Here is a 14,941-nt window from a genome sequence, read left to right as displayed (position 1 = left end):
TATGTATGTTATACTTTTTATCTAATACTCGTCATTAGTATAACACATATTATGCTAAAACCAAGATTTACTATGGACAATTGAAATGTTTCATTTTTCAGAATCACTTCAAGGCTCTGCATTCCATTTAGAAAGTACCTCAGTCAACTGGCTTTCTGTCTCTTCCACTGGACCGTTATTGAATAAAACCGCGTCTGCACTCAGTTCCTTCTCTTCGATTGATAGTTGGGAACGGATTCGTGCATCCGCTTCTTCTTCCGATAACACATTCCTCGCAATGAGACGTTCCTTTTGTATTTCTGCTGTGACAGACACGACAATAATTTTATCCACGAACGATTGCAACTTGCTTTCAAACAACAAAGGGATGTCCATGATAACTGTATTCGATCCCGTTGAAATCAATTGCTCTTTTTGCCTTAACATCTCTTGTCGTATTGCAGGATGGATGATACCATTCAACTTTTGGCGCTCTTCTACATTACCGAATATTTGCTGTCCTAGCTTTTCACGATTAAGCGATCCGTCCGAACGTAAAATCCCCTGACCAAATACGCGACTGATCTCTTGTAAAACTGGACTCCCGGGTTCGACAACAAGACGTGCAATTTCATCCGCATCTACAATTGGAAAGCCCTTTTTCTTCAACATCTTGGATACGGTGCTTTTCCCACTTGCAATACTGCCCGTTAAACCGATAATCATAGCTCACACAGCCCTTCAACAATCATTTCTGGCATGTCGGACAATAAACGGATGTCCTACCTGCGATTTTCATACTCTCCGTGGCAGAGCCGCAAGCAGGGCAAAATTTCCTGCCATACATTTTAAGACGATCCTGCATTGTGCCCGCTTCCCCATTAATATTCCGGTAATCAGAAATGGAGCTGCCTCCCGCATCAATACTTTCCTGTAAAATAGCCACAATCACATCAAATAATTCATTTTTTCTTTTTAGACTAATCCGCTCCGTAGTCCTTTCGGGATGAATCTTCATCTTATAGATTGCTTCCGTCGCATAAATATTCCCACATCCAGATAGTACATGCCCGTCCATAATGACTTCTTTGATTGGTTTTCGGGCATATTTCGGCATAGCTGCAAACTCAAGGAAATGCTTGCGCGCTCCAGTAGCGAACGGTTCAGGAGCCATTTTCAATAGTGGCGGATGATCTGCTTCACAGCCAAGAAGCCGTAGTTCTCCAAAACGACGAATATCCGAATACACCAGTAGTCCCCCGCCTTCCAGCGTAAAAACAACATGAACATGGTTACGGAACTTCATTTCCGTAATGTCATCAACGCTGTCAACGGTGAACCAAGCCCCTGTCATACCAAGATGACTGACAAGAAGACAGGTGTTACCATCTTTCATTAAATGAAAGTAAATGTATTTACTGCGCCGTGTGACATTTCCAATCGTCATACCAGCCATATCTACTATAAAATCTTCGGTTGTAATTCCTTTTATCACAGCTTCTTTACCTAGTTGTTTTGATTTGATAACCGTATCTGAAACGGTTACGTTCTGGATTGTCCTTCCAATCGCAATTGGTGCGAGTGCACGGACAACCCCTTCTACTTCCGGTAATTCAGGCACTTTATCCCCTCACTTCGTCTCATACCAAGATAATCCGAATGCCCAATCTACTTTCAATGGCACGTCAAGCGCTAGAGCAGATTCCATCACTTCAGGTACGATTTCTTTTAGTTTCTCAATTTCTTCTTGTGGTGCTTCAAAGATCAATTCATCATGTACTTGCAGGAGCATACGTGTCTGCATGCCTTCAACTTCAAGCCTGTTAGCCATTTCAATCATTGCTTTTTTAATAATATCGGCTGCACTTCCTTGAATCGGTGTATTCATAGCAGTCCGTTCCGCAAAACTTCTTAAGTTGAAATTCGAACTTGTGATTTCTGGTAAATAGCGTCTCCGGTTCATAAGCGTCGTCACATAGCCTTTCCTTTTCGCCTCTGCAACAATGTCGCTCATATACTGTTTGACTCCCGGGAAACTGCTGAGATAAGTATCGATGAATTGTGCTGCGTCTTTGCGCGTAATATCCAAGTTTTGCGAAAGTCCGTAATCACTTATACCGTAGACAATTCCAAAGTTGACTGCTTTTGCTGCTCGTCGCATGTCTGACGTCACTGAATCTTCATCAACACCGAAAACATCCATTGCTGTCTTCGTGTGAATATCTGCACCTGCACGGAAAGCCTCAATCAGTTTTTCATCTTGCGACATATGTGCGAGTACCCGCAGTTCGATTTGTGAATAATCCGCGGCAAATAGATACCAGCCCGGTTCAGATGGAACGAACGCTGCACGAATTTTCCTTCCCTCTTCAAGCCGGACAGGAATGTTCTGTAAATTGGGATTGATGGAACTAAGTCGACCTGTTGTCGTGAGTGCTTGCTGGAAACGGGTATGAATCTTGCCATCCTCGTGAATTTCTTTCAATAGTCCTTCGATATATGTCGAATTCAATTTACCGAGTTGGCGATAGTTCAATATATGGCTGATAATTTCATGTTCGCTTTCAAGCTTCTCAAGCACATCCGCCGCAGTTGAATAACCAGTTTTCGTCTTTTTAATCGGAGTAAGTCCGATTTTCTCAAAAAGGATGACGCCAAGCTGTTTAGGTGAATTAATGTTGAATTTTTCTCCTGCAATTTCATAAATAGTTGTCTCAAGTGTGGCCAGTTTAGCAGACAGTTCAGTTCCGATTGTCAGAAGCGTCTCTCGGTCCGTCTTAACACCAGTCGTTTCCATTTTCGCAAGAATCGCCGCAAGCGGTAACTCAAGTACATGGTATAAATCATATTGATCATTATCTTGTAATTTCTCTTCAATCTCTGCGTGCAATTTCCAAATCGCCAGCGCTTTTCGACCGGCGTGGTCTGCAATTATTTCTTCGGTCGGTATCGCTTTCTTAGCACCTTTTCCATAAATCACTTCATCCTGCTCGACTTCTGTGTAACCAAACTCTCCTGTAATGGAAGCTACATCGGTATAGGTCGTCGATGGGTTGACGATGTAGGTCGCCAGCAATAGGTCAAACTGGAAGCCTTCTGCATCTAGACCTTGACGCGCTAGTGATGCACTAGCTGCTTTTGAATCAGACGAGTATTTCAGCTTGTCCGTATTTTGCAACCAGTTTTTGAATGGTGTCGATTTTTTTGCAACTTCAAGCGGTATAAATAGAATGTTTTTTTCATCCGCTAAACTAATGCCTAAAATCTCTGCAGTCAAATAGTTTTCATCCATCATTTCAACATGAATCGCCATCTCATCTGATAAATCCTTGTCCAAGAGTTCGGCAACAATCGTGACTTCAATTGCTTCTTTTGGTTCTTCAGCTGCTTGAGGAGTAATTTTTTCGAGGAGCGTTTTGAATTTCAACTCCCGGTAAATAGTCGTCACTTGATCCATATCGGGGCCGTCATACGCTAAATCATTAATGTTAAGCGTGATCGGTGCATTCACTTCAATTGTCGCAAGATCTTTGCTCATAAACGCTTGCGCTTCATTTTCCGTTAGGTTCTGATTCAGCTTTTTAGCAGTAATTTTAGCAAGTGATTTATAAACATTTTCAATCGAACCGTATTCGATTAACAATTTGAGCGCAGTTTTCTCCCCGACTCCAGGAACGCCGGGAATATTATCGGATGCATCGCCCATTAGTCCTTTCATATCAATGATTTGATGGGGCTCAATGCCGTATTTCTCCATGACGTGTTCAGGCGTGTATTTCTCAATATCCGTCATCCCTTTTCGAGTGATGAACACCGTTGTATGGCTACTGGCAAGTTGCGTTAAATCCTTATCCCCTGAAATGACGACGATTTCGGAACCGTCCGCATCTCCCGCTTTGCTAAGCGTGCCGATGATATCATCCGCTTCATACTGATCCAGTTCGTACTGGGGGATATTGTATGCTTCAAGCAACTTTCGCAGATAAGGGAATTGCTCGGATAATTCAGGTGGCGTTTTCTGACGCCCACCTTTATATTCTCCGTATGTTTTATGCCTGAATGTTGTTTTGCCAGCATCCCATGCCACGAGAATATGCGTCGGTTTTTCATCCTCAAGGATGTTTTGTAGCATCATCGTGAAGCCATATACCGCATTGGTATGGATACCGTTATCATTTGTTAATAAAGGTAATGCAAAAAATGCCCGGTACGCAAGACTGTTTCCGTCAAGTAACACAATTTTCTTTGTCGTCATGTACATTCCACTCCCATTCAAAAAAACGTCATCTTCATTCATCTTACCACGGGGGCGGATAGAATTGAAAATGACGCGTTGTTTAGTGTGCTTCTGTAATTCTTTACTTATGAACACGTCTGTTGATTAACCATTTATTCGTATAAAATACGGATGAGTAGGGCTTGGGAAAACCCATTTTCACTGGATCATTTCCGGTTCGTTTTCGGCGAACTAATCACGACACATTTAACGAGAGATATGTGTGGAAGAAGTGACTCCGTCACTTCTAGCCACACTTTTTCGGTAATCCTGTTGAGAATAGTTGCCTGTCGCGTACCTACAATGTTCAAGTGAAAAATGCGGTTAAGTTTGAAAGAAATGAATAGATGACTTTCTATAGAGATTGTAGTGCCCGAAGATGCAATTTCGGGCACCCTTGCACATTGTACGATGTGTTCCTTGCTTACTTTTAGTAAAGTTTATGCATCTAATTATGTGATGTCTACTAGAAAGTGACACTTCTTTTAATAAAGAAAGGCAAAACCATAGAGTAAGCATCAGCCGCCAAAATTGCATCTTTGGCGGCTTTTATCCAGGTAGATGCCCCTCTATTCTTTCGTCCCAATAAGCTTGAGCACTTCGTGGACTTATCCATTTGGAGCAGGGCGGATGAAGGACCACCATACGATTACCGAAAAAATGTGTAGGAATGCGACAAATTCGCATCCCTACACATCCAGATATCTCGGTAAAAGTATAGAAATCATTCAATCCAAGCAAACCAAAAGCAATTATACACGTAGCGCCCAGTGTGTGATCCTGGTTACTTTGGTTAATCAACAGACGTGGGATTGCTTAATTACCTTGTCGTAAAGGTAGACAGATACGAATCAATGTACCAACACCGATTGTGCTCTCCACTTCGACTGTACCACTATGGGCTTCCACGAGATGTTTGACAATGGCTAGTCCTAACCCTGTGCCACCCGAGTCACGGCTCCTTGCACGGTCAACACGGTAGAAGCGTTCAAACAGCCGTGCCAGTTCAACTTGTTCGATACCGATTCCTTCATCTTGTACTTCAATAATTACATTTTGCGCTATTTTTTTTACTGAAACAGTGATTTTTGTCTGTTCTTTTGAATAGTTAATCGCATTTGATAAGAGATTCACCATTACTTGAATTAATCGACTTGCATCGCCTTCGATAGCAATTTCATCTGCAATATCCAAGTTGATAGCCATCTTCTTACGCTCCAAACTACCGGAAACGATTTTCAATGCATCATTCATCAGTTCTAACAGCTCAACATGTCCAAACTGAAGTGAAAAGTTTTCTCTTTCCATTGCTGATAATTCGAGCAAGTCATCAATTAATAGATGTAGGCGGTTACTTTCTTTCTGAATGATTTCAAGAAATTCTTTCATTATGACAGGTTCATTCATCGCACCATCTAATAATGTTTCAGTGAACCCTTTAATTGAAGTAATAGGAGTACGAAGTTCGTGGGATACATTTGCAACGAAATCTTTTCTTACTTCTTCTAGCCGGACAAGCTTTGTAATATCATGCATGACAACAACAATTCCGAGCCAATTCCCATGATGGCCGATAACAGGCGCACCATAAACGCCCATGTAGGAATAAAAACCTCCAGAATCAATCCTAACCTGTTTTTCACGTACTTGTTCTGTCATAAAAACATCTTCAATCAAATCTTCAATTTCAATAGGCAAACCGATTGTTTTGAACGTTTTACCTATTGGCTCCTCTTTTGAAAATCCAAATGTCTTTTCGAATACCCCATTTACAAGATTGACTGATCCTTCACGACCAAACATCAGAAGACCGCTTCCCATACTTTCTATAAGTGTTTTCAAGCGTTCTTTTTCCATCATTCGAAGTGTCGACATTTCTTGCAGATTACTCGCTATTTTGTTAATAGAAATCGCAAGTTCATTATCATATTCTGGTTCATCCGTTTTAGTCCTTGCATGGTAATCGCCCTGTGCAATTTGAACGGCCACTTTTGTCACTTCATCGACCGGACGAGCGTATTGCATCATCATCCGCATCGCTATAAAGAGAGAGAGAATAAATGCAATTATCAGCGTGACGATTAAATAGACCCAGTATTGTCGTTGCAGATCAAGTGTGATATCACGCGCGAATAAAGGGAAAAACTGACCCAGGACAATACCGAGGCCAGTTAAAAGAACCGAAAGAAGAATTGCACACGCAATAGTTAATCGGGAATATAAATCTTTCATCAAATTTTCGGCTCCTCAAATTTATAGCCAATTCCCCTTACCGTCTTGATGAAAACAGGTTTCTTCGTGTTTTCTTCAATTTTCTCCCGTAGATGACTGACGTGAACATCGACGATGCGTGTATCGCCAGCAAAGTCATAATTCCAGACTGCACTTAAAAGTTGGTCCCGTGATAGAACACGATTCTTGTTCTGCATGAAATAAACAAGAAGTTCAAATTCCTTTGGTGTGAACTCAAGTTCTACTTTGTCAAGATAAGCTTCATATTGTTCAGCGTGCACAGTTAAAGATCCAGTGGTCAAAATCCCTGTTTCTTCGACACGGCCTGTCCATTCCCCACTACGTCTCAATACAGCCTTAACGCGTGCAACAACCTCTCTAGGACTAAACGGTTTCGTCATATAATCATCCGCGCCAATTTCAAGACCTAGCACCTTGTCGAGCTCGTCCCCTTTTGCCGTCAGCATGATAATCGGAATATCGAGTCCCCGCTGTCTTAACGTTTTGCAGACATCAATCCCATCCATTTTCGGAAGCATTAAGTCAAGTAAAATTAAATCAGGTTTTTCCATTTCTGTTTTCAATACAGCTTCTTCTCCGTCAGCAGCGGTGATTGTTTCGTATTGCGCCTGCTTTAAGTTGTATTCTAATAGTGTTCGAATCGGCTGTTCGTCATCGACAATCAATATTTTCTTTATACTTGAACTCAACTTGCATCAATCCCCCGTCAAAAGTTATCCATTGCTTGTGATGTAAGACGCTCTTCCACTTTTGGCGGAGTGACTGTCACTATTCCAGAAATAACGATATCTTCCTTTTCGTCACACGCTTCTATTGAAATGTCTATTGAGTTTTTTTCTTTATCAACATGAATTACTTCGAGCAAAAAATTGATAGTTGTATAGTGATACACAGCTTTTGGGAATGACAATTGCTGTTTCACGATATGTGAACCAGGTCCAGGTAAATACTTTGAAACGGCGGATGTCACAATCCCTGTCAGCATAATAGTTGGTACGATAGGCAATCCATAAGCCGTCTGTGAAGCGTAATCATGCTGTATATAGAGCGGGTTACTATCATTTGTTAGACCAAGATAGAGTAGGAGATCTTTATCTTCAATTTTCTCTGTCAATTTCAACTTTTCTCCAACAGTGATTTCCTCTATCTTTCTACCTAGACGTCTTTTCTTCCCTAGTATCAACTTATTTCCCCCTTTTAGTGTGATAATACAAGTTTATCAATAATCAGAATAAAAATCGAGTAGCATATGCTACTCGATTTTTATTAAAGATATTAGACAAGAACTTTCATAACAGCTTTAACTGATTCAGCAGAATTAGCCAATGCCGCCATTTCGTCTTCAGTCAATTCAAGTTCGATGATTTTTTCGATACCGCCTGCGCCAAGCACAGTTGGAACACCAATGTAAATACCGTCAAGGCCGTACTCACCCTCAAGATATGCTATCGAAGGAAGTACACGTTTCTGATCTTTTAGAATCGCTTCAGCCATTTCAACAAGTGATGCTGCTGGTGCATAGTAAGCAGAACCATTACCAAGAAGGTTTACGATTTCTGCTCCACCTTTGCGTGTGCGATCTACGATTTCTTCAAGACGCTCAGGAGAGATCAACGTTTCAAGTGGAATACCACCCGCATATGAGTAGCGTACAAGTGGAACCATATCATCGCCATGACCGCCAAGAACGAAACCAGTGACGTCTTTAACAGACAAGTTCAATTCTTGCGCTACAAACGTACGGAAACGTGCAGTGTCAAGTACACCAGATTGTCCGATTACGCGTTCTTTCGGCAATCCTGATTCTTTGTATACTGTGTACGTCATAGCATCGACAGGGTTTGTCAATACAATGATGGTTGTATTCGGAGAATGTTTTACGATTTCACCTGTTACGATTTTCATGACTTTTTGGTTCGTCTGAACAAGGTCATCACGGCTCATACCTGGTTTGCGTGCAATACCAGCTGTGATAATGACGATATCAGAGTCTTTTGTATCCGCGTAATCTGAAGTTCCAATAATACTCGCGTCAAAACCTTGAATAGGTCCAGCTTCCATCATATCAAGAGCTTTCCCTTTTGTCGGATTTTCCATTTGTGGAATATCAACGATCACTACATCACAAAGCTCTTTTTGAGCTAAAAGAAATGCTGTAGTCGCACCCGTGAAACCAGAACCGATAACTGAGACTTTTTTACGTTGCATTGTCATGAGTTGTCTCTCCTTTTATTCATATGTATGAGGGGTTGAGCCCTCATTTAATCTACTATAAACCTTCAGCGGTGAAGAAAACCGAAGTCTTCTCCACCGCTAAAGTAGTAATAATTAAAGGTTTTTGATCAATTCATTTGCGAATTCAGATGCTTTCACTTCAGTTGCACCGTCCATAAGACGAGCAAAGTCGTATGTTACAACTTTAGAAACAATTGTTTTTTCGATTGAAGCAGTGATCATAGCTGCCGCTTCGTTCCATCCAAGGTGCTCAAGCATCAAGACGCCTGAAAGAAGGAGTGAAGAAGGGTTAACTTTGTCAAGTCCTGCATATTTCGGTGCAGTACCATGAGTTGCTTCAAAGATTGCATGCCCAGTAATGTAGTTGATATTTGCTCCAGGAGCAATACCAATTCCACCAACTTGTGCAGCAAGTGCATCAGAAATATAGTCGCCGTTCAAGTTCATTGTTGCAACAACATCGAACTCTTTTGGACGTGTCAAGATTTGTTGCAAGAAGATATCAGCAATTGCATCTTTAACGATGATTTTGCCTGCTGCTTCAGCTTCAGCTTGTGCTTTGTTTGCAGCATCAGTTCCATCAGCATCTTTGATTTGATCATACTGGTTCCATGTGAAGACTTTATCGCCGAATTCTTGTTCAGCAACTTCATAGCCCCAGTTTTTGAATGCGCCTTCTGTAAACTTCATGATATTTCCTTTATGGACAAGCGTCAGTGACTTGCGGCCTTCTTTAATGATATAAGCAAGAGCAGCACGTACAAGACGTTTTGTACCTTCTTCAGAAATAGGTTTGATACCGATTCCAGAAGTTTCTGGGAAGCGGATATTTTTAACACCCATTTCGTTTTGTAGGAATTCGATTACTTTTTTCGCTTCAGGTGTACCTTCTTTGTATTCAATACCTGCATAGATATCTTCCGTATTTTCGCGGAAAATAACCATATCGCAATCTTCAGGACGTTTAACTGGTGAAGGAACACCTTCAAAGTAACGTACTGGACGTAGGCAAGTGTAAAGATCCAATTCTTGGCGAAGCGCAACGTTCAATGAACGGAAACCGCCACCAATTGGCGTAGTAAGTGGTCCTTTAATAGCGATCAAATACTCATCGATTGTGTCTAGTGTTGCTTGTGGAAGCCATTCGCCAGTTTCGTTGAATGCTTTTTCCCCTGCAAGAACTTCTTTCCACACAAGCTTTTTCTTGCCGTCGTAAGCTTTATCAACAGCTGCTTCAAGTACGCGTGATGCCGAATGCCAAATATCCGGACCAGTACCGTCACCGATAATAAAAGGAATTGTTGCGTGATCAGGAACGTTTAAAACACCATTAGTTACTGTAATTTTTCCACCGTTAGTCATGAATAATTTCCTCCCAAATTCAAAATCAGAGGGCCGGCATATATCTATGCTGCCCCATGTATTTTCGTTCTTATCGTTCTTTAATTGGAACGTATTTTTGCATGCCCGGTCCCGTATAATCTGCACGAGGACGGATCAATCTATTGTTCGCATATTGCTCACGGATATGTGCAATCCATCCCGAAATACGAGATACTGCGAAAATTGGCGTGAATAAATCATGATCGATGTCGAGTGAATGATAGACAGAAGCCGAATAGAAATCGACGTTCGGCGGCAAATTCTTTTCGCCGGTAACAATTTCTTCGATTTTATTGGACATATTGTACCATTTCTCTTCGCCGCGAAGTTCAGTCAAACGCTTAGACATCTCACGAAGATGTTTCGCACGTGGATCACCTTTACGGTAGACACGGTGGCCGAAGCCCATGATTTTTTCTTTGTTATCCAATTTTGCACGGATATATGCTTCTACTTTGTCTTCTGAACCGATTTCCATCAGCATTTTCATTACTTGTTCGTTTGCGCCACCGTGAAGTGGTCCTTTAAGTGCACCAATCGCTGCTGTCACACCTGAATACATATCAGAAAGCGTAGCTACACAAACACGTGCTGTGAATGTAGATGCATTTAGCTCATGGTCTGCATGTAGGACAAGTGCTTTGTCGAATGCTTCAATTGCAATTGCTTCAGGCTGTTTTCCTGAAAGCATGTATAGGAAGTTTTCAGCATAGCCAAGTTCAGCTTTTGGAGCAACCGGCTCAAGGCCTTTACGGATACGTGAGAATGAAGTAACGAGTGTAGCGATTTTCGCTTGAAGCTTAATCGCTTTTTCGTAATTTGCTTCATCAGACATATCTTCTGCTTTTTCATCGTATAGTCCAAGTAGAGATACTGCAGTACGCAGTGCAGCCATTGGGTGTACTTCCCCAATAGGATACGTTTTGAAATGATTAAGTACTTCTTGAGGAACAGACATATTCTCTGCAAGCTGTTTTTTCAGCTCTGCAAGCTCGTCCTCTTTTGGCAGACGCTGGTGCCAAAGAAGATAAATAACTTCTTCAAAGCTGGCGTTATCTGCAAGATCATCAATATCATAGCCGACATATGTAAGTGTGTCATCAATAATAGAACTGATTGCTGACTGTGTCGCTACGACTCCTTCCAACCCTTTGGTTGACGTCATATAAATCGCTCCCTCTTTCAGTACAGCTGTCCAATCTACAAAAAGGAGACAGAAGAACAGCTAGTCTGCTAATACTAATTCGCTACTTAAAAACGCTTACAACGACCATTATAATCAATATTGTCATCTTTGTGAATGGATACGCTTGTTTTTGTTTTTAGTTTTATAAAAAGGGGGACGGAAAATGCCAGAAAACCGGAACAAGCAACAAGCATTTCAATCAATTTTCATGAAATGGTTGCCTGCTTTTTTGGCGGGTATTATCCTGTTCACTGTCCCCCCGGCGGCAATCGCTATCATTATCGCCTACTTCACTGCCCCTATCTTATCATCCGTCCGCTCAATGACCAAGCTTCCGCTTACAATTGCAACATTATTCGTTATGACACTTATGCTTTTTTTAATTAGCGCGTTCACTTTCATCGCAATCCATGGGCTTATTGACACCGTTCCAACTGTCGAACGCCATATAGCCCCATTCACACAAAATACCGACATCCCTAGCAAGCTATTCACTTTCCTCGAGGATAAAGTTGTAGAATATGGCCATGCGCTTTTAGAATACACCCTAACAATCATCAGTACCGTTTTTCAACAGTTATTCAGTTTGTTCATTTTCCTCGTTGCTTATTTTTTTGCCTTACGGGAATCCGGAAAAAACCGCTACTGGTTTCTAGTCTATTTCCCTAGCACCATACGCCTGCCAGCAAAAGGTATGTTTACGAAATCCGGTAAACTTATCGGCACTTTCGTATCAGTAGAAGCCCGCTTATTCTTCCTGACATTCTGTATTATCTCAATAGGGTTCTTGCTTTTACGGTTCGAGTCACCCATTGGCAACGCTTTTCTTATCTCGCTGGCAGATAGTCTGCCATTCCTCGGTATCGGCCTGTTCCTACTGCCCATGGCCGCTTTCTTCCTATACACAAACAATTTTTATATAGGTATCTCACTTATTTTACTCTATCTATTCACCATGATAACTAGACAAATGGCCGAATCATACATGTGGGCATCCACTTTCCACCTAAAGCCAATTCATGCTTTTTTCATAACGGCTTCTTCCTTCTATTTATTCGGATTACCCGGTATTCTACTGACACCATTCTTACTTTTTACCGCACTGAAAGTCAGACAGCATCCTTTATTTACCGGATAACAATTTGTCCTTTTTTCATTTTATTATAAATCCAATTCTGAATAAATGGTCTGATACTATTTCTTGGTCCTTTGAAAAGGAGTAATAAGCCGACTAAGTCGGTAATGAAACCAGGCATGATTAGCAGAAGCCCCCCAAATAGGATACAAACACTATCAATAAGTGCATCTCCAGGTGTCTCCATAGCTGTCATACGCATTTTCAATTCAGTCCAAGCCTTCATACCTTGGCGTTTGGCGAGATATGCCCCTCCTATCCCCGTGATAAAGATAATAGCTATCGTGGGCAATAGACCTAGCGTCTTCCCTGAATAAATTAGTAAAGCAAGCTCAACTGCCGGAACAGCAATAAATGTGAGTACTATCCATTTCATGCAAAATTCATCTCCTAAAAAAGGCTGCTTACCGAGCATTTCGGAAGCAGCCTTTTCTTATTTATCCCGAATGGGTAGGGCCAATGAGGAAGAATTGCAGTTCATTCCTCCCTGTTGGTTACTTAGGTTTTGCCACAGGACGTGACGCACACTTAGCCTAAGTTCTTTAAACAATCAGTGGGGGATGAAGAACCCCCACTCTGATTGAAGATTAACTTTATAGAACGCTCGCGTGTCCATTATAGATAACGCCAGATTCAGCATCCATCGTAATTTCCTTGCCATGTTGGATAAGCTCGGTAGCATTTTCAACTCCGACAATTATCGGTATACCTAAACTGAGTCCGACAATTGCACCATGACTCGTCAATCCGCCTTCTTCCGTAATGAGTCCTGCGCATTTCTCGATGGCAGGCATCATATCACGATCAGATGCGTTCGTTACAAGAATAGCTCCTTCTGTATCATACGCCAATGCTTCAGCTGCATTTTTGGCTACAACAGTTCGACCATAAGCTACATCTTTGCCAATTCCTTGTCCTCGTGCAAGCAAATCACCTATGACATGTATTTTCATCAAGTTCGTCGTTCCCGCTTCACCAACTGGAACACCTGCTGTAATGATAACCACATCACCATGTCCGACATATTGATGTTTAACACTCTCTTCTACAGACTCTTGCAAGATTTCATCAATCGAAGAAGCTTTTTTTCCAACTATCGGGTAGACGCCCCAGATAAGTGATAGTTTTCTTGAACACATTTCAGATGACGTTACCGCAATAACTGGGCAACCTGGACGATATTTGGCAATCATTTTAGCTGTGTGACCACTTTCTGTTGGGGCAAGGACAGCCTTCACTTTCAAGTTGATAGCCGTGTATGCTGCAGCTTGTCCAATCGCTTCAGTCATATTACCATGTTTTTCTCGTCGACGTGTCGACACTACAGAGCGATAATCGATGGCCGCTTCCGTAGTAAGCGCAATTCGATCCATCGTTTGGACTGATTCGACTGGATAAATTCCTGCTGCCGTCTCTCCTGACAGCATAATTGCATCGGTACCGTCAAAAATCGCATTCGCTACATCGCTCGCTTCTGCACGTGTAGGACGCGGGTTACGCTGCATCGAATCAAGCATTTGTGTTGCCGTGATAACCGGTTTACCCGCCTGGTTACACTTCTCAATCAAATTTTTCTGGACAAGTGGTACTTCTTCTGGTGGTATTTCTACACCCAGATCACCACGTGCTACCATAAGACCATCTGAAACATTCAAAATTTCATCGATATTGTCGACGCCTTCTTGGTTTTCTATCTTCGGAATAATTTGCAGGTTCGAGCCGTTGTTGTTCTCAAGAAGGGCACGGATTTCCATAACATCGGAAGCCCGTCTTACGAATGAGGCAGCTATGAAGTCGACACCTTCCCTAATACCAAACAGGATATCTTCTGCATCTTTTTCCGTCATTCCAGGAAGTTGTACTGAAACACCCGGTATGTTAACGCCCTTATTATTGCTTAATGACCCCGAATTAATAATTAGTGTATGAATTAACCCTCGTGCTACGTCTTTACCAGTAACTTCTAATTGGATTAGACCATCGTCTAAAAGAATGACAGAACCCTCGTTTACATCTTCAATAAGTTTATCGTAACTTACTGAAAATACATCATTGTTTCCTTCGACTTGCGTCATGGAAATATCAATTTTTTGTCCCGTTACAAGTTCCAACTTTCCATTCATCATGGAATGCGTCCGAATTTCAGGTCCTTTCGTATCTAATAGAATCCCAACAACTTTGCCTTTTTCACGAGCGACTTTTCTAATGGAATCGATACGGGCTTTATGTTCCGCATGATTACCATGGGAAAAATTCAGCCTCGCTACATTCATACCAGCCTCAATAAGTTGTTCCAATAATTCCGGTGATTCACTTGCAGGGCCAATCGTACATACTATTTTCGTTTTTCTCATCAAATATCGCCTCTTTTAGTTTTTTTAACAACCCAATTAATTGCACCCAGATTTTAAATAGTGCTCGCTCGATTCAGCCGACATTTTGATGCCCTCTGAATTACTGACTTCGTTCGCGTTTGTCTTCCCACGTATAAAGG

At 41.7% G+C, this 14,941-nt stretch carries 12 protein-coding genes; 1 reads left to right on the top strand and 11 read right to left on the bottom strand.

Annotated elements, in window-relative coordinates; genetic code table 11:
• Window positions 1–108: 108 nt before the first annotated feature.
• The 9 genes from coaE to citZ all read right to left on the bottom strand — a co-directional run bounded on the left by coaE (window position 109) and on the right by citZ (window position 11,291).
• Window positions 109–705 carry a dephospho-CoA kinase gene (gene coaE / locus AZE41_RS07755; RefSeq protein ID WP_067207671.1) on the bottom strand — a complete coding sequence of 199 codons (597 nt, stop codon included), beginning with the start codon at window positions 703–705 and terminating at the stop codon, window positions 109–111.
• Window positions 706–727: 22 nt separating this feature from the next.
• The gene (gene mutM / locus AZE41_RS07750) at window positions 728–1,600 is read right to left on the bottom strand and encodes a bifunctional DNA-formamidopyrimidine glycosylase/DNA-(apurinic or apyrimidinic site) lyase (protein ID WP_067207669.1); all 873 of its coding nucleotides are present in this window, start codon (window positions 1,598–1,600) and stop codon (window positions 728–730) included.
• 9 nt (window positions 1,601–1,609) lie between these two features.
• Window positions 1,610–4,234 carry a DNA polymerase I gene (polA, locus tag AZE41_RS07745; RefSeq protein ID WP_067207666.1) on the bottom strand — a complete coding sequence of 875 codons (2,625 nt, stop codon included), beginning with the start codon at window positions 4,232–4,234 and terminating at the stop codon, window positions 1,610–1,612.
• Window positions 4,235–5,071: 837 nt separating this feature from the next.
• Entirely contained in the window at window positions 5,072–6,487 is a 1,416-nt protein-coding gene (pnpS, locus tag AZE41_RS07740; protein ID WP_067207664.1) for a two-component system histidine kinase PnpS, read from the bottom strand.
• A complete protein-coding gene (locus AZE41_RS07735; protein ID WP_082786522.1) occupies window positions 6,487–7,197 on the bottom strand; it encodes a response regulator transcription factor in 711 nt (236 codons plus the stop codon). Before AZE41_RS07735 ends, pnpS begins: the two co-directional genes overlap by 1 nt.
• 17 nt (window positions 7,198–7,214) lie before the next feature.
• Window positions 7,215–7,691, bottom strand: a complete 477-nt coding sequence (locus AZE41_RS07730) for a MaoC/PaaZ C-terminal domain-containing protein (protein WP_067207661.1) — start codon at window positions 7,689–7,691, stop codon at window positions 7,215–7,217.
• A 92-nt stretch (window positions 7,692–7,783) separates the two neighbouring features.
• Entirely contained in the window at window positions 7,784–8,722 is a 939-nt protein-coding gene (gene mdh, locus AZE41_RS07725) for a malate dehydrogenase (RefSeq protein ID WP_067207658.1), read from the bottom strand.
• A gap of 114 nt (window positions 8,723–8,836) precedes the next feature.
• Window positions 8,837–10,105, bottom strand: coding sequence for an NADP-dependent isocitrate dehydrogenase (gene icd / locus AZE41_RS07720; RefSeq protein WP_067207657.1), 1,269 nt, complete (start codon window positions 10,103–10,105; stop codon window positions 8,837–8,839).
• A gap of 70 nt (window positions 10,106–10,175) precedes the next feature.
• Window positions 10,176–11,291 carry a citrate synthase gene (gene citZ, locus AZE41_RS07715; RefSeq protein WP_067207654.1) on the bottom strand — a complete coding sequence of 372 codons (1,116 nt, stop codon included), beginning with the start codon at window positions 11,289–11,291 and terminating at the stop codon, window positions 10,176–10,178.
• A gap of 184 nt (window positions 11,292–11,475) precedes the next feature.
• On the opposite strand from citZ, the gene AZE41_RS07710 reads away from it, so the two are divergent.
• Window positions 11,476–12,450, top strand: coding sequence for an AI-2E family transporter (locus AZE41_RS07710; RefSeq protein WP_067207651.1), 975 nt, complete (start codon window positions 11,476–11,478; stop codon window positions 12,448–12,450).
• Here the strand turns inward: AZE41_RS07710 and AZE41_RS07705 are convergent.
• Window positions 12,440–12,823: an FxsA family protein gene (locus AZE41_RS07705; protein ID WP_067207648.1), complete on the bottom strand. Its 384-nt coding sequence runs from the start codon at window positions 12,821–12,823 to the stop codon at window positions 12,440–12,442. The two genes, AZE41_RS07710 and AZE41_RS07705, sit on opposite strands and share 11 nt — an antisense overlap.
• A gap of 217 nt (window positions 12,824–13,040) precedes the next feature.
• Window positions 13,041–14,801, bottom strand: a complete 1,761-nt coding sequence (gene pyk, locus AZE41_RS07700) for a pyruvate kinase (protein WP_067207646.1) — start codon at window positions 14,799–14,801, stop codon at window positions 13,041–13,043.
• Window positions 14,802–14,941: the final 140 nt, after the last annotated feature.

This window comes from Sporosarcina psychrophila, assembly GCF_001590685.1.
GTDB lineage: Bacteria > Bacillota > Bacilli > Bacillales_A > Planococcaceae > Sporosarcina > Sporosarcina psychrophila.
The sequence above is the reverse complement of the archived record's forward strand: the minus strand, read 5'-3'. Positions and strand labels throughout refer to the sequence as shown.